15 protein-coding genes are annotated in these 15343 nt (G+C 49.3%); 12 read left to right on the top strand and 3 right to left on the bottom strand.

Annotated elements, in window-relative coordinates:
• Nucleotides 1-33 precede the first annotated feature (33 nt).
• From ACSHWX_RS01780 to ACSHWX_RS01725, 12 genes are all read left to right on the top strand, one after another.
• Nucleotides 34-1338 carry an extracellular solute-binding protein gene (locus tag ACSHWX_RS01780; protein WP_435666491.1) on the top strand — a complete coding sequence of 435 codons (1305 nt, stop codon included), beginning with the start codon at nucleotides 34-36 and terminating at the stop codon, nucleotides 1336-1338.
• A 115-nt stretch (nucleotides 1339-1453) separates the two neighbouring features.
• Entirely contained in the window at nucleotides 1454-2347 is an 894-nt protein-coding gene (locus ACSHWX_RS01775) for a carbohydrate ABC transporter permease (RefSeq protein ID WP_435666490.1), read from the top strand.
• Nucleotides 2347-3192: a carbohydrate ABC transporter permease gene (locus ACSHWX_RS01770; RefSeq protein WP_435666455.1), complete on the top strand. Its 846-nt coding sequence runs from the start codon at nucleotides 2347-2349 to the stop codon at nucleotides 3190-3192. Before ACSHWX_RS01775 ends, ACSHWX_RS01770 begins: the two co-directional genes overlap by 1 nt.
• Before the next feature lie 2 nt (nucleotides 3193-3194).
• The gene (locus ACSHWX_RS01765) at nucleotides 3195-4313 is read left to right on the top strand and encodes an ABC transporter ATP-binding protein (protein ID WP_435666454.1); all 1119 of its coding nucleotides are present in this window, start codon (nucleotides 3195-3197) and stop codon (nucleotides 4311-4313) included.
• Nucleotides 4306-5415 carry a mandelate racemase/muconate lactonizing enzyme family protein gene (locus ACSHWX_RS01760; RefSeq protein ID WP_435666453.1) on the top strand — a complete coding sequence of 370 codons (1110 nt, stop codon included), beginning with the start codon at nucleotides 4306-4308 and terminating at the stop codon, nucleotides 5413-5415. The genes ACSHWX_RS01765 and ACSHWX_RS01760 overlap by 8 nt, the downstream gene beginning before the upstream one ends.
• A 10-nt stretch (nucleotides 5416-5425) precedes the next feature.
• Nucleotides 5426-5755 (top strand): L-rhamnose mutarotase, encoded by a 330-nt coding sequence (locus ACSHWX_RS01755; protein ID WP_435666489.1) that lies wholly within the window; start codon nucleotides 5426-5428, stop codon nucleotides 5753-5755.
• Nucleotides 5748-6404, top strand: coding sequence for an RraA family protein (locus tag ACSHWX_RS01750; protein ID WP_435666452.1), 657 nt, complete (start codon nucleotides 5748-5750; stop codon nucleotides 6402-6404). The genes ACSHWX_RS01755 and ACSHWX_RS01750 overlap by 8 nt, the downstream gene beginning before the upstream one ends.
• 57 nt (nucleotides 6405-6461) lie before the next feature.
• On the top strand, nucleotides 6462-6803 hold the full coding sequence (locus ACSHWX_RS01745) for a UxaA family hydrolase (RefSeq protein ID WP_435666451.1): 342 nt from the start codon (nucleotides 6462-6464) through the stop codon (nucleotides 6801-6803).
• Entirely contained in the window at nucleotides 6800-7990 is a 1191-nt protein-coding gene (locus ACSHWX_RS01740) for a UxaA family hydrolase (RefSeq protein ID WP_435666450.1), read from the top strand. The genes ACSHWX_RS01745 and ACSHWX_RS01740 overlap by 4 nt, the downstream gene beginning before the upstream one ends.
• 12 nt (nucleotides 7991-8002) lie before the next feature.
• Nucleotides 8003-8743, top strand: a complete 741-nt coding sequence (locus tag ACSHWX_RS01735) for an SDR family oxidoreductase (RefSeq protein WP_435666449.1) — start codon at nucleotides 8003-8005, stop codon at nucleotides 8741-8743.
• A 12-nt stretch (nucleotides 8744-8755) separates the two neighbouring features.
• Nucleotides 8756-9598 (top strand): fumarylacetoacetate hydrolase family protein, encoded by an 843-nt coding sequence (locus ACSHWX_RS01730; protein WP_435666448.1) that lies wholly within the window; start codon nucleotides 8756-8758, stop codon nucleotides 9596-9598.
• 10 nt (nucleotides 9599-9608) lie between these two features.
• A complete protein-coding gene (locus ACSHWX_RS01725; protein ID WP_435666447.1) occupies nucleotides 9609-10463 on the top strand; it encodes an amidohydrolase family protein in 855 nt (284 codons plus the stop codon).
• A gap of 2 nt (nucleotides 10464-10465) precedes the next feature.
• Here the strand turns inward: ACSHWX_RS01725 and ACSHWX_RS01720 are convergent, their stop codons facing one another.
• The 3 genes from ACSHWX_RS01720 to ACSHWX_RS01710 are packed head-to-tail and all read right to left on the bottom strand — an operon-like array spanning nucleotide 10466 to nucleotide 15235.
• Entirely contained in the window at nucleotides 10466-13681 is a 3216-nt protein-coding gene (locus tag ACSHWX_RS01720) for a reductive dehalogenase (protein ID WP_435666446.1), read from the bottom strand.
• A gap of 11 nt (nucleotides 13682-13692) precedes the next feature.
• On the bottom strand, nucleotides 13693-14763 hold the full coding sequence (locus ACSHWX_RS01715; RefSeq protein WP_435666445.1) for a threonine aldolase family protein: 1071 nt from the start codon (nucleotides 14761-14763) through the stop codon (nucleotides 13693-13695).
• 22 nt (nucleotides 14764-14785) lie between these two features.
• Nucleotides 14786-15235 (bottom strand): MarR family winged helix-turn-helix transcriptional regulator, encoded by a 450-nt coding sequence (locus ACSHWX_RS01710; RefSeq protein WP_435666444.1) that lies wholly within the window; start codon nucleotides 15233-15235, stop codon nucleotides 14786-14788.
• Nucleotides 15236-15343: the final 108 nt, after the last annotated feature.

Here is a 15343-nt window from a genome sequence, read left to right as displayed (position 1 = left end):
TTTTTTATCACTAGGGAGGAAATAATGAAATTCTTGAACAAACTATCGACCGTGATGCTGGCAGGTGCCACAGCGGTCACCATGTTCGCTGGTGCTGCAAGCGCCGGCGATTTTGACGGATACACATTACGCGTAAAGCTTATTGGTGGCGCACAGTATGAGCCGCTATATACGCGCATTCCTGAGTGGGAAGCTGCAACTGGCGCGAAAGTGGAAATTCTTTCGCGTAAAAACCACTTTGAACTCGATCGTGAGATCAAACAAGATATCGCATCTGGTTCTATTAACTGGTGTGTTGGTTCAAACCACACAAGCTTTGCGCCCCAGTATGGTTCACTCTATGTCGACTTGAACGCCATTTTGGCGGAAGATGTTGTGGGTGCTATTTCTCAGAACGTTTTGAATGCCAGCATGGTTGATGGCCGGTTGGTTCAATTGGCACGTCACTCTGATGTTTCAAATCTATACTACATCAAGTCTTTGTTCACAGACGAGAAAAACCAAGCCGACTTTAAAGCTGAATATGGCTACGACTTGATGCCGCCTGAGACCTGGGCACAAGTTAAAGATCAAGCGATGTTCTTTGCTGATCCACCAAACTTCTACGGCACTCAATATGTGGGCAAAGATGAAGGTATTTCTGGTCGTTTCTATGAGATGTTGGTTGCTGAGGGTGGAAGCTTCTTTGGCAAAGATGGCAAAGTGGCATTCAACTCGCCAGAAGGTGTTCGTGCGCTAGATTGGTTTGTGGACCTATATGAAGCCAAAGCGGTTCCGGTTGGTGTGCCAAACTATCTTTGGGATGAAACTGGTCTAGGCTTTGCATCAGGTACTGTTGCTTTAAGCCTTGATTGGGGCGGTTGGGCATCGTTCTTTAATAGCGATGACAGCAAAATTAAAGGTGATGTTGGTCTGATCCGTGCGCCGAAAGGCTCTAGCGGCAAACGCACTGGTTGGTCTGGTTCTCACTCGTTCTCCATCACTGAGGCATGTGACAACAAAGCAGCAGCGGCTTCCTTTGTGTCGTTCCTAACTGATTTTGATAGTCAAATGACAGAAGCACGCACTGGCTTGTTGCCAACACGTCCTGATGCAATTGAAGCAATTATTGCAGAATCAAAAGCGAGCGGAAACGACTGGTTGGTTGAGGTGTTTGAAACATTCGGCGCTTCCATGGCTGAAGATGCATTCGCAGTTCCATCCACACCATTATGGATCCCGATTTCGAATGAGTTGTTCCCTGAACTTCAAGCTGCAATTGTTGGAGAGAAAACTCCACAGCAAGCTTTGGACGACGCGGCTTCTGCGGCAAATCAACTGATCGAAGACGAAGGTTAAACTTCAAAGTCGAATAGTAAAAAACAGAGTGGGGTCACGACCCCACTCACTTGTCTCTAAATGACAAGCATCCGTTGGAGAAAACATGTCAGTTTTGACAAAACTCAAAAGAAAAATGTTCTCAGAACAGGCGACACCTTACGTGTTGTTGATGCCAGCGATTATCATGATTTTGATTGTTGTTTTGGTGCCCATTCTGTTCTCGCTATGGACCAGTTTTACACCTTATAAATTGACCCGGCCGGATACACTTTTTAAATTTGTGGGCCTGAGAAATTACCAGCGCATATTTTCTGACTGGGACTTTTGGGCCGCGTTTTTCCGAACTGTCGGATTTCTGGCCGTCGTGATCAACCTAGAGTTCTTGTTCGGTCTGGGCATTGCCTTGCTGATCAACAAGATCACCTGGGGCCAGCGCACAATGCGCACGATCATGATGTTCCCTATGATGTTTTCACCCATATTGGTTGGGTTTCAGTTCAAGTTCATTTTCAACGACAATGTTGGTATTTTGAACAACGCGTTGCAAGGATTGGGCATCACCGATCAAGCCATACCTTGGCTGGTTGACGGTTGGCTTGCCATGGGCGCGATCGCCTTTGCAGAAATTTGGATGAGCACAAGTATTTTTGCCATCCTGTTACTCGCGGGTTTGTTCGCCATGCCAAAGGATCCGCTGGAGGCCGCTCAAGTTGATGGCTGTAATGCCTGGCAAACCTTTAGACACATTACATTGCCGTTTTTAATGCCGTTCGCTTATATCGCGATGACCATTCGATCTCTGGATGTGGCGCGTGCCTATGACGTGGTGGACACAATGACCGGTGGTGGTCCGGCTGGACGCACCGAGTTGCTTTGGACATTAATTGCGCGCACCGGGTATGACAGCGCAAACATGGGCATGGCCAATGCGATGGCCTATGTCTCCATCCTGCTTTCCATTGTCTTTACGTACTATTTCTTTTCAAAACTCGTCGCAGCTCGGCGCTATATGGGGGGCGCACAATAATGAGTACGCAAACAAAAGCCACAATCAGCTGGATCGTTACGTTCATTGTGATGTTGATCATCACGATGCCAGGGCTCTGGGTGGTTTTGTCCGGTTTCAGACCGTTGCAAGAAATATTGGCGAAGCCTGCCATTTGGATTCCCAAACGGCTTACACTTGACAATTTTTATGCAATTTTTGGTATTGGTGAAACTCAAATTGCCATTCCGGTGCTTGCCTATTTCAGAAACTCTCTCGTCATTGCGCTGACCAGCACGGCCATTGCGATCATTGTGGGTATTTCGGGCGGTTACGCATTTGCGCGCTACAGGTTCAAGTTTAAAGACACATTGTTTTTGGGCTTGATGCTGTCGCGGACAGTGCCGGGCATTGCGCTAAGTCTGCCGGTCTTCATTATCTGGGCACGGCTTGGATGGATAGACACGCAGTTTGGGCTAATTTTGGTGTATGTGGCGCTCAATGTTCCCTTTACGATTTGGCTGATCGATGGGTTCTTCCGTCAAATACCCAAAGAATTGGCTGAAGCCGCTGAAGTAGATGGATGTACGAGGTGGCAAGCGTTTTGGAAGATTGAGTTTCCATTGGCAAAGTCCGGCATTGCGTCTGCAGGCATATTCGCCTTTTTGACAAGCTGGAATGAATTTGCCCTGGCCAGCAATCTTACGCGCTCGACCAATAGTAAGACGCTACCTGTTGGCCTTACAGACTTTATCGCGCAGTTCACAACGGACTGGGCCGGGATGTGCGCAATGGCGTTCATCATTATTGTCCCAGCGTTAATTCTAACATTCCTTGTCCAAAAACACCTCATTGCTGGCCTGACATTTGGCGGCGTAAAGGGATAGATATGACCGAAGTTTCACTTCAAAAAATCACGAAAAACTATGGCCAACTTGAGGTCGTACATGGAATTGACCTCGAAATTAGCCACTCGGAATTTGTTGTTCTTGTGGGTCCGTCTGGTTGCGGTAAATCAACGACATTGCGCATGATTGCGGGGCTGGAAGAGATATCTGGGGGCACAATTAAAATTGGCGATAAGGTCGTCAATAACTTGCCGCCAAGGGATCGAAACATCTCGATGGTGTTCCAGAATTACGCCCTATATCCACACATGTCAGTGCGGGACAATTTGGGGTTTGGCCTAAAGATTGCGAAGCACCCTGAGGCCGAAATTGTCAAACGTGTTGAAAACGCGGCGGAGATTTTGGGCCTTGGCATGTTGATGGATCGTTTGCCTGCAGCGCTTTCGGGGGGGCAACGCCAACGTGTTGCAATGGGCCGGGCAATTGTTCGTAACCCCGATGTTTTCTTGTTTGATGAACCACTTTCCAATTTGGACGCGAAGCTGCGGGTCCAAATGCGGACTGAAATCAAAAAACTCCATAAGCGGGTCAACAACACCATTGTTTACGTTACTCACGATCAAGTGGAAGCGATGACGCTAGCTGACCGCATCGTGATTATGCGCGACGGCCATATCGAACAAGTTGGCACGCCTCTGCACGTATTCGAAAACCCCGTAAATACGTTTGTTGGCTCCTTTATCGGTAGTCCGCCGATGAACCAGCTTGATGGTAAGGTTTTGAGCGACGGCAAATCGGGCCTGCAAATTGCACTTGCAGATAACATTGTGATACCTGTACCGACCCGCGCGCGTAATCATGTTAGCGAAGGTCAAGATATCATTGTCGGTATTCGACCAGACGATATGACGCCTATAGGTCATGGCATGCGGGATGATGGTGAGACGGTTAGTTTTGACCTAATGGTTTCGATATCGGAGCCGTTGGGCACAGAGACAATATTGTTCTCAACGATTGGCGCGAAAGATGTGCAGGGTAAAATGTTAAACCCGCGGCCCATAGTTGGTGATGAGCGTTTGACATTCAACCTATCACTGGACCGCATTCACCTGTTTGACGCTGGCACCGGCAACAACGTGCTTGGTGGCCTAGATGACTGAGATTGAACGTGTCGAGATTTTGATGGTTGATTTGCCGCCAAAAGTTAAGCGTACTGACGCCATTCAGAGTTTTGAAAGCCAAGAAACGCCAATCGTTAAAATCACCGATAGTGATGGTGCGATTGGTATTGGTTATTCCTACACAATTGGTACTGGTGGTCGATCTATCATGTCACTTTTGGAACATACTCTTGTTCCTTGCTTGATCGGCCGCGACCCTATGCAGATCGAGCAAATTTGGCGCGATTTGCTGTTCAAAACCCACGCCACAAGTGTGGGGGCGATTACGTCATTATCATTGGCGGCAATCGACATCGCGTTGTGGGATCTCAAGTGCAAGAAGCTCAATCAGCCCTTGTGGAAAATGGCTGGTGGCGCGAAGGATAGGATCCCTCTTTACTCGACTGAGGGAGGGTGGTTGCATCTTTCCCCAGAAGAATTGGTGGAAGATGCGACGGCCAGACAAGCCGAGGGCTTCAAAGGCGCTAAAATCAAAATCGGGCACGAGATTGCTGCTGATGATGAAGCAAGATTGCGTGGGGTGCGCGAGGCCGTCGGTGAACAGTTTGAAATTATGACTGACGGGAACCAAAGCTTTTCATTGTCGGAGGCGCGGCGACGTGCTCAGCTTTTGGAAGCTTACAATATTGCTTGGTTTGAAGAGCCCTTACGTGCTGACGATGTGGGTAGTCATGAGAATTTGGCACGCTCGACCTCTGTCCCCATTGCGGTGGGTGAAAGCATGTATTCGCTTTCTCAGTTCAATGAGTATCTTCGCCGAGATGCGGCATCAATTGTGCAAGTTGATGTTGCCCGCATCGGTGGTATTACGCCATGGCTAAAAGTTGCCCATATGGCAGAAGCGTTTAACGTATCGGTATGTCCGCACTTTCTCATGGAGCTACATGTTTCGCTTTGTTGTGCTGTTCCAAATTCGAGATGGCTGGAATACATCCCGCAACTTGACCGGCTCACGAACACTTCGATGAAAATTGCTGATGGTTTTGGCATGCCTTCGAACGAGGCTGGTTTGGGCATAGATTGGGACTTTAGCGCGGTTGAAAAACTGAGTGTTGAAGGTTCTCACAAGGTTCTAACCTGAGGAGTTTATGATGGAACGCATGGGCATGGTTATCGGTATTCGACCAGAATTCATTCAGAAGTATAAAGAGCTCCACGCTGATGTCTGGCCTGAAATTTTGCAAAGCTTGAGCGATTGCAACGTCACCAAATATTCGATCTTTTTGCGTGAACCTGAGAACTTACTTTTTGGTTATTGGGAATATGTTGGCGACGATTTTGAGGCTGATATGAAGCGCATGGCCGATCTGTCGGTTACCAAAGAATGGTGGGACGTTTGTATTCCATGTCAAAAAGCACTTGAAACCCGCGCAGACGGCGAGTGGTGGGCGATGATGGAAGAAGTGTTTTATCATGCCTGATTTTGAAGTTCTTACGGCAGAACTGGGCAAATGCTATACGGGTGTTGTGCACGACGTCATGCGCAAAATGGGATTGCGCAACTTCACCTTGCCGCATCAGTTGACGCCACTATTGCCGGATGATGTTTTGTGTGGACCCGTTTTTACCATTGAAGGTCGGGTGGATGAAACCGCCGATGGGCATCAAACGCTTTTGGAATGGACAGGTTTACTTTCAAAGGCAAAGTCCGGACATATTTGGGTTTCACAGCCCCATGACCGTACGATCGCCCACATGGGAGAGCTCTCTTCGGAGACCTTGAAAAGCAAGGGTGTACTTGGTTGTGTTATCGACGGCGGCATTCGCGATACGCATTTTTTGAAAGCGCAAGGCTTTCAGGCGTGGCGTCGGTTCCACACGCCCCGGGATGTTGTGGGACATTGGCTGCCAACAGGATTTGATGTTGATATTATCATTGGCGACGTGTTGATCCAGCCTGGCGATTTTTTGCTTGGTGACCTAGATGGTCTCGTGCGCGTGCCCAGGGCACAAGTAGAGCACGTCACAACAGCCTCGATTGAGGCAATGCAAACAGAAAACAAGGTCCGTACCGCCATTTTGGCGGGCACTGACCCTCAAGAGGCTTATCTAAAGTATGGGAAATTCTGATGCAGTTTGATGCGGTGTTTCTTCGTCGCAGTCACCCAATTGAGAAGGTGTAGTTTTATGAACGATGGTGCAGATCAAGGCCAGAAGAATGCACTGGATAAGCGACTATTGCTGTTGGATGCTGCAGACAATGTTCTTGGCGTTGCGCGCCCAATTCGGGCAGGTGATGCCGTTTTGATCGAGGGTGTTGAGGCGACGCTAGACCGCAATGCGGGGATTGGATTTAAGCTGGCTCGCCGCTCGATCCACAAAGGTGAGCATGTTGTTAAATATGGTGCGGTTATCGGCTTGGCGAGTGCTGACATAGAAGTCGGGCAACTTGTCCATGTCCATAATACACAGAGCCAATATATGGCGAATACCGTTACGACCGGCGCGCCAAGAGAGACCCAATCATGAATGGTTATTTGAGATCTGATGGCCGCAAAGGCATCAGAAACATCACTTTGGTCGTCTATCTTGTGGAGTGTGCTCACCATGTGGCGCGCAATGTTGCACAACAGTTTGCGCCGCAAAAAGTGCAGGTTGTCGGCTTTCCCGGATGTTACCCAAATGAATATGCGCAATCGATGATGGAGCGTTTATGTACCCATCCAAATGTCGGGGCAGTTTTGCTGGTTTCACTGGGCTGTGAAGGGTTTAACAAGCTGCGCCTACAAGACGTTGTGGCACAAAGCGGACGTGACGTCAGCGTTTTAACGATCCAGGGTGAAGGTGGCACGCGGTCCACAATAGAAAAGGGCGTGAGCTGGATCAAAGATATCGGCGAAAAACTTGATCATATGCCCACTGTGCCGATGGACATGTCCGAGCTTGTTGTTGGAACGATCTGCGGTGGATCTGATGGCACCAGCGGCTTAACAGCAAATCCGGGGATTGGTCGCGCGTTTGATCAGTTGGTTGAAAAGGGTGCCGCTTGCATCTTTGAGGAAACAGGCGAGCTTATCGGTTGTGAACACCATATGGCTGAACGGGCGGTGACACCTGAATTGGCTACTGAACTGATCAACTCGGTGAACAAAGCGGCAAACTATTATGAAGTTCTGGGCTACCCAAGTTTCGCGCCGGGAAATGCTGATGGCGGTCTTTCAACCATCGAAGAAAAATCCATGGGCGCATATGCCAAAAGCGGGCGTTCCCAGATTTCTGGCCTGATCAAACCCGGTGATATACCGCCGGCAGGTGGGCTCTACCTGTTGGATGTTGTGCCGGATGGCGAAGTGCGTTTTGGGTTTCCCAACATCGTCGACAACGCGGAAATTGTTGAGCTGATTGCCTGCGGTGCGCATGTGATTTTGTTTGCGACCGGGCGGGGGTCGGTTGTAGGCTCCGCCATTTCGCCAGTAATTAAAGTTTGCGCCAATCCGCTAACATATTCGTGTCTGTCCGAAGATATGGATGTTAATGCTGGGCGAATTTTGGATGGCGAGGCCTCACTTGAAGAGGTCGGAAACGAGATTTTTCAGCTCGTAAGAAATGTCGGGCAGGGCGATATGACCTGCTCGGAGGCACTTGGCCACACGGAATTTATCCTCACTTATAAAAGTTTTGAACCCATTGGTCCGGCATGTTTGCCGGGCGCTTGAGATAAAGAGAATATGATGAAAACATTAGAAGGAAAACTTTGCCTTGTTACGGCTGCCGCGCAAGGTATTGGTCGGGCGAGCGTCGTCCATTTGGTCAAAGAAGGTGCCAATGTTATTGCCACCGACATAGATGAAGCCGGGCTGCAATCTTTGGCCGACGAGGTCGGATGCACAATCAAAACGCTCAATGTTTTGGACCATGATGCGGTTGAGCAAATGGCCAATGAAGTTGGCACGCTTGATGTGTTGTTCAACTGCGCTGGGTTTGTTGCAAACGGTTCATTGCTTGAATGTGCTGAAAAGGACTGGGATTTCTCTTTCGCTTTGAACGTCACCGCGATGTACAAAATGATCAAAGCGTTTTTGCCTAAAATGCTTGAAAATGGCGGCGGATCGATCATCAATATGGCGTCAGTCGCTTCATCAGTTACGGGGGTGCCAAACCGATTTGCTTATGGTGCGTCAAAGGCTGCTGTTATTGGTCTTACTAAGTCTGTTGCTGCCGATTACGTTACCCAAGGCATTCGCTGCAATGCGATTTGCCCGGGCACCGTACACTCGCCGTCTTTGGAAGACCGGCTTTCAGCAGGGGGCAACTACGAAGAAGCTAAGGCTCAATTCATTGCGCGCCAGCCAATGGGGCGCATTGGCCAACCTGAAGAAATTGCCGCGCTTGTCGCCTATCTGGCGAGTGATTTGGCAGCATATACAACTGGACAAACCCACGTCATCGACGGCGGTTGGACCATTTAAAGGAATATCGGAATGAAACTTTTACGTGTTGGTCCTGTGGGGCACGAAAAACCAGCAATCCTTGGGCCGAACGGATCATACCGTGATTTATCTGCCCACATCGATGACATCAATGGTGCGAACATTGATGATGAAACTCTGCAGCGCTTGCGTGGATTAGATATCGCCACATTGCCGGAGCTGCCCAAGGACCAAAGAATTGGCGCATGTGTTTCGGGCGTTGGCAAGTTTATCTGCATTGGTTTGAACTATGCAGATCACGCGGCCGAATCTGGACTTGATGTGCCGTCAGAACCCGTAATGTTCATGAAGGCAACGTCGGCAATTGTCGGTCCAGATGATGATGTAGAGATCCCGCGTGGATCGCAAAAATCAGATTGGGAAGTCGAGCTTGGTGTGGTCATTGGCCGTGATGCAAAATATGTCGATGAAAAAGACGCTTTGGACTATGTGGCTGGTTATTGCGTTATCAATGACCTTTCAGAGCGCGAATTCCAACTTGAGCGCGAAGGCCAGTGGGTCAAAGGAAAGTCTGCTGACACGTTTGGCCCGATTGGCCCATATCTTGTCACCCGCGACGAAATTGAAGATCCACAAAACTTGGCCATGCATTTAGATGTAAACGGCAAGCGCATGCAAACCGGGAACAGCAAAACCATGGTCTATGGGGTTGCGCATTTGGTCTCGTACGTTTCTCAATTCATGAGTTTGCAGTCGGGCGACATTATCTCGACCGGCACACCTCCGGGTGTTGGATTGGGCATGAAACCACCGACCTATTTAAAGCCGGGCGATGTGATGGAGCTTGAAATCGAAGGGCTTGGTCAACAACGTCAGAACGTAATCCAAGGATAGGAGTGACCCCATGATACCGCTTATAGATACACACCAACATCTCATGTATCCGACACGATTTTCTTATGAGTGGGCGGGCGGTATCCCGGTTCTGAATAACACGGCATATGATGTGCCTGCTTACCAAAATTTGGTGCCGCGCGACAATGTTGCGGGTACCATATTTATGGAAACAGCTGTTGATCCGCAATATTATCGTGCTGAAACCGAATTCGCGTTGGCGTTTGCAGCTGACCCAAGCAGCAGGATGCTTGGTGTTATTGCGGCCGCCTATCCCGAGGACAGTGCGGATTTTGATGAATGGCTGGAAGCGACATCTGATAACCCGCTTGTGGTTGGCTATCGCCGGATTTTGCATGTCGTAGATGATGAAATGTCTCGACAGCCCTTATTTCGTGAGAATGTCAGAAAAATCGGTGCTGCAGGTAAGACCTTTGATATGTGCTTTTTGGAAAGCCAGTTGGATGTTGCCATCGAGTTGGCTAGGGCCTGTGACAATACTCAGTTTATCCTCAACCATTGTGGCGTGCCAAATGTAGCAGGTGGTGACCTAACCGTTTGGCGTGAGAAAATGACCGCGCTTGCCAAATTGGAAAATGTTGCCTGTAAGATTTCCGGCGTTGTTGCTTATTGCGGACCTGATCAGGATCACACCGCGGCGGTGCGACCCTACATTGAACATGTCGTAGAACAGTTTGGTGCTGACAGGTGTGTTTGGGGGGGTGATTGGCCCGTTGTTAAACTGGCCATGGACCTGCCAAGCTGGATCACCATCACCCGCGATATATTGTCGAGCGAAACTGATCAAAATCAGACAAAGATTTTTAATCAGAACACGCAACGCATTTATGGTGTCAAACTCTAGCTTTAGAGGTCAACTTCAACCGTTCCGCCAGGCTTTGCTGCGCGGGATTGGCATAAGATTATCGCGTCTTTTTGCTGCTTTTTTGACAGCACAAAGTCGCGGTGCTCGACATCTCCTTCAACTAGCCCGCATTTGCACACGCCGCAAATGCCGTCAGAGCATTTGACGTCAATATGGATGCCGTTTTCGGTCAAAACGTCCGTCGCTGACTTGTCAGCAGGAATGTCGAACTCGCGACCACTCTGAGCAAGCTTTAGTTTAAACGGATGGTTCTCATATTCAGGCAGTTCAGGCACATTGAAATATTCAATATGTCGTTCGTCGTCGTCAAAACCTTGTCGTTCTGCCGCTTCCATCACAGATTGCATGTATGGTTCTGGGCCGCAGGTATAAACGTGCGCGCCAGTTTGGTAACTGGCCAACACTTCATCCAAATCCGCACGTGTTCCTTCGTCGGAGAAGTGAAGGTGAATTTTGTCACGCCATGGCATTTTCTCGAGGTCATTTAAGAACCCGGCATTGGCGCGTAAAGAACAGGAGTAATGCATCACAAAATCAGCGTTGATCGCATGGAGCCGGTGCGCCATCGCGATCATCGGGGTAATACCGATGCCGCCGCCCATCAGATATGTCTTCTTTGCCGCTTCTTCCAAGGGGAAGTGATTGATCGGCTTAGAGATGAAGATTTTGCGCCCTTCGGTAAATATTCGATGCAACAATTGCGAGCCGCCTCGACCCTTGTCCTCACGCAGCACGCCGATTTGGTATTTGGTTCGGTCAGCTGGGTCACCCGACATGGAATATTGGCGCAAGAATTCTGGTGCAACAACGATATCTAGGTGCGCTCCAGCTTGCCATTCTGGGAACAATGAGCCGTCCAAAGTCGAGAACTCATATTTCGTCACGCCGCTGGTCATTTCTTCGGCTTTTGTGACTTCAACCCGAATTACAGGCGCGTCGCCTTCAATCCGATATTCATGGGCGAGGTCTTTTGTATCGCCCTTTGCTAGGCGAGCTTTATATTGCTTGGCCGTGATCATCGCTTGATAGGCTTCTATGCCTTTTTCTCGATCCATCGGGAACGGGAACGGCCATGGGTGCGGGGCAAGACTGGCGGGATAAACAGCTAAGGTTTGATCCTCATACTTCAGGTTCAGATCCTTTTGCAGATCGCGGGCATGAGGTTTAGTTTTGGTCGGGCGATAGGCACCGTCATCTTGGATTTCGAGATCCCACCACCATTTTTTGACAAGGTTTCTTTCGCCGTTGCCAACCACGTCGTCCAATTTCGCCAGCAAGGGTGCGGCTTTGGGCACATTCATTGCGACCCAGCGAAATGGCGCTTCAGCAAAAATGCCTTCAAGGTTCCACGGGCATGTTTTCATGCACCTGCCGCACATCGCGCCACCTTCGTTGGTGATGCGGTATGTGGTGCATTTTTGGCTGTCGGATTTCCAAATTTCATAGCCATTGAACATTAGCTTTGGTCCGGCGGTAATTGCGCCAGATGGACATTCGCGTGCGCATTTATTGCAGCTCTCACAAAAGTCCTGCAAACCGAAAGAAATTGGTTTGTCATGGGCCATAGGCATGTCGGTGGTCACGACACCAGATTTTAGCCGTGGACCCAAGAATGGATTTAGGATGACTTCGCCAATCCGACTGACCTCGCCAAGGCCTGAAAGCAGAAGGAGTGGGGGCTGCAATACCTCGCCGTCCATAACGGTATGGGCTTTTGCTTTGTAGCCAAGACGACGAATTTGCTTGGCGACAATGCTACCCAAAATGGAAAATCGAAGATAGGCGCGCATGGATTGGGATACAGCAATCCAATCATCGCCGGATGCGCCTTCCATGGTTTCGTAGCCCTGATCGATGACCATTGAAATGGCTTGATTATGGGGCGGCACAATTGGTTCGCCAGTTGCATCGTGTGAGTACCAAGTCCATTCGGGGCAACGCGAAATGCCAGTGGCATCTGCACCTAAAAAGTAAGACATCGCCTTGAGGTTGTCCGCGTTGCGCTCAGTGTCGCTTGCCTCTGCGGAAATGGACGAATTGTGTTCGCCATCTTGGAGTAAAACAAATGCGCCCAATGCCCGTCGTTGGGCCATTGATGGCGCGGATTTTCTGACATATTGGCCATTGCGTGATGCTTGTTGGTTGCGTTTTCCCATATCGCCGAACAAAGAACGGGCAAACATATCCGTACGTTTTGGCACGCGGGGCACGCGATCTTCGTCAATATATGTTGTGGGGCTATCAACCCTCTTAAGCGTTTCGAATGGATGCGCACCATCAACGAAACGACGTTTCGCGTAGGGGTCAAGATTTTGTGCGCTTTTTGCTGTGCCCACGCCCAATTGCCATGCAATGCCATGGGTTTTGGATTTGGGTTGATCCTTTAGGGGAACAAGTGGCAGATCGTGGCTGAAGTCCAGTTCGGTCGTTACGGCGGCGATGGAGAAGCCTTTGCCCAAATATGGATTGACCAGCTCGCCATCTTCAATTGTCGCCAAGCCAGATGCTGTAGCGAGGTGAAAAAGATCAACGTCTGAAGTTGTGTGGCTATGGGCGCGCGCGTCGTAACCGAGCAGTCGAATATATTGCGCTAGCACTGCAGAAGCTTCCATGGCGCGTAAAGCTGATCTCGCCGGACCCGCGCCTTTCAGCCAAGTGTTACCCGGTTCATCATCACGCACCTCGCGCGGATGTTCTACGACAAATATCAGCGCGTGTTTGTGGCTATCCATGTCTTTTGGCGGCGCGTTCATCGCATCGCGCAAGTCGGCCATGATCACATCCACACCGGAGGCCAGAGACTTGGTTTGATCGGTGCGTAGTTTTTGCGCCAGTTGGTCAATGTCGGGATTTCGAAATGGCTCATCAAGCATCATTTCTGGTGTGAATGCGCAAGTGGCGGCCATGGCCACGTCGGAAAAATAGCCAAATGCCTTGAGATGATTTTGGCGTTCCGTCAAATCGTGAGGCACACTTGCTTGCGCTTTGTTGATCAATCCGTCGCGGATTGCGTCGAGCATGGCTTGCGCTTCAATCATAGAATTGACGATGTTTTGAGGGTTTTCTTTATCCTCAAAGTGCATCTGAGTGAACTTTGGCAGCCTGTCTAAATTGGCGATTTTGTCCGTGCGTGAAAGACGTTCAAGCGGGTAAGGGCCAAGATGCACTGGGCGGTTTTTGTCGGAAAAATACTTCAACTCTAATTTCCTTAGACTGGCAAAGCTGTTTTGGATGATTTTTTTAGGATGTCAACGATGATGTCAGCGGCTTTGGTACATGCGTCACGATCAACATCCAAATGGGTGACAATGCGAATAGTGTTTGAGCCGAGTGCATTGATGAGAACATTTGAGCGTTTGGCTGCTTGGACAAGATCGTGCGCACTAATATGTTCGGCGTGGATTTCAAATACAACGATGTTTGTTTCAATGGTTTCAGGATCAATAGTTACCATTTGAGACGCAGCGAGAACCTGGGCAAATTGCTTTGCATTCGCATGGTCATCAACAAGTCGGTCCATGTTGTGTTTTATGGCGTACCGTCCGGCTGCCGCATAATACCCGGTTTGGCGCATAGCGCCGCCAAACATGCGGCGGTAGCGCGTTGCGGATTCAATGAACTCTTTGCTTCCTGCTAAGATCGAACCGCCGGGTGCGCCAAGGCCTTTGGAAAGGGAAACCATAACGGCGTCAAACGGTGCGGCTAAAGTAGCGGGTTTTTCGTCAAGTACATGGGATGCATTCCACAGCCGCGCGCCATCTAGATGAGAGAAAATGCCAGCCTGTTTTGCGTAGGCGCAGATTTGGTCCATCTGTTTTTTGGCCATTACACGTCCACCGCAGCGATTGTGGGTGTTTTCGATTTGAACCATGGTTGTTGGTGGATAGATGTGGTGATTGCGAGGTTTAACAGCGGCCAAAAATTGGTCAGCAGAAAAATGACCATTTTCGCCGATATCCGTTAGCTGAACACCAGAGTTGGCGGCGCTTCCGCCTGTTTCGTGCCACACTGCATGGCATTGGGTAGAAACAATGACGTCGTCGCCCGGTCGTGTTGCGACGCGCAACGCAACTTGATTTGCCATTGTGCCAGAGGGAAGCCATAGGGCGTTTTGTTTCCCTAAAAGCTGGGCAACTTCATCCTGCAATAAATTGGTTTCACGATCGTCTTGATATTGATCATCACCAATTTCAGCCTTTATCATGGCTGAAAGCATGGCGTCACATGGTTTGGTGACGGTATCAGACCGCAGATCAATCGGCTTTTCTGTTGCGCTCAAGTTTCCCCCAAACCTCATCCGCTTAAAGACGCATCAGTTTTACATCTTCGTCTTCGGTCATTTTATCAATTGCATCCATCAGGATGTCATATGTTTTTGTGTCCAGCTTACTTGCAAAACGCTCGTTCAATTCCCGCACTAATACGTGGCAAACTTTCATTTTTTCTTCGCCAAGCTCGGTCAGCACTACTTCTGTAAATCGCTTGTCATTGTAGATGCCACTGCGCTCAACATAACCTCGATTTTCCATCGCCTTCAGCAAACGCGATATGGCTGGCCGTGCGATGCAAATGTACTCGGCGAGGCCAGAAGGGGTGTTCACATCTTCCATGCCAACACCGCGCAACACACACCACATCAGACGGGTTACACCATGTTCGGAAAGTTGTTTTTCAAGTCCCGCTTCCATAATTCTTGCCAGCCGAGTGACCTTAAAGCCAACCCGGTTGTGCAGCGTAAATTCTTCAGCCAATGCAGTCTCCGACAAATCAGTTGACTTGCAGTATAGCATACTCTTTTATGTAGTTAACATGGATAACTATCACTGTTAAGTAAAATATATCAATCCTGGAGGGGGAAA

This window comes from Maritalea sp. (genome assembly GCF_051251695.1).
Taxonomy (GTDB): Bacteria; Pseudomonadota; Alphaproteobacteria; order Rhizobiales; family Devosiaceae; genus Maritalea.
This window is presented reverse-complemented; position numbering and strand designations above follow the sequence as displayed.

Bases quoted from the DNA above. Each gene is read 5' to 3' on its own strand.
- ACSHWX_RS01775 (WP_435666490.1), top strand. From the start codon at position 1,454: ATGTTCTCAGAACAGGCGACACCTTACGTGTTGTTGATGCCAGCGATT.
- ACSHWX_RS01770 (WP_435666455.1), top strand. From the start codon at position 2,347: ATGAGTACGCAAACAAAAGCCACAATCAGCTGGATCGTTACGTTCATT.
- ACSHWX_RS01765 (WP_435666454.1), top strand. From the start codon at position 3,195: ATGACCGAAGTTTCACTTCAAAAAATCACGAAAAACTATGGCCAACTT.
- ACSHWX_RS01760 (WP_435666453.1), top strand. From the start codon at position 4,306: ATGACTGAGATTGAACGTGTCGAGATTTTGATGGTTGATTTGCCGCCA.
- ACSHWX_RS01755 (WP_435666489.1), top strand. From the start codon at position 5,426: ATGGAACGCATGGGCATGGTTATCGGTATTCGACCAGAATTCATTCAG.
- ACSHWX_RS01750 (WP_435666452.1), top strand. From the start codon at position 5,748: ATGCCTGATTTTGAAGTTCTTACGGCAGAACTGGGCAAATGCTATACG.
- ACSHWX_RS01745 (WP_435666451.1), top strand. From the start codon at position 6,462: ATGAACGATGGTGCAGATCAAGGCCAGAAGAATGCACTGGATAAGCGA.
- ACSHWX_RS01740 (WP_435666450.1), top strand. From the start codon at position 6,800: ATGAATGGTTATTTGAGATCTGATGGCCGCAAAGGCATCAGAAACATC.
- ACSHWX_RS01735 (WP_435666449.1), top strand. From the start codon at position 8,003: ATGATGAAAACATTAGAAGGAAAACTTTGCCTTGTTACGGCTGCCGCG.
- ACSHWX_RS01730 (WP_435666448.1), top strand. From the start codon at position 8,756: ATGAAACTTTTACGTGTTGGTCCTGTGGGGCACGAAAAACCAGCAATC.
- ACSHWX_RS01725 (WP_435666447.1), top strand. From the start codon at position 9,609: ATGATACCGCTTATAGATACACACCAACATCTCATGTATCCGACACGA.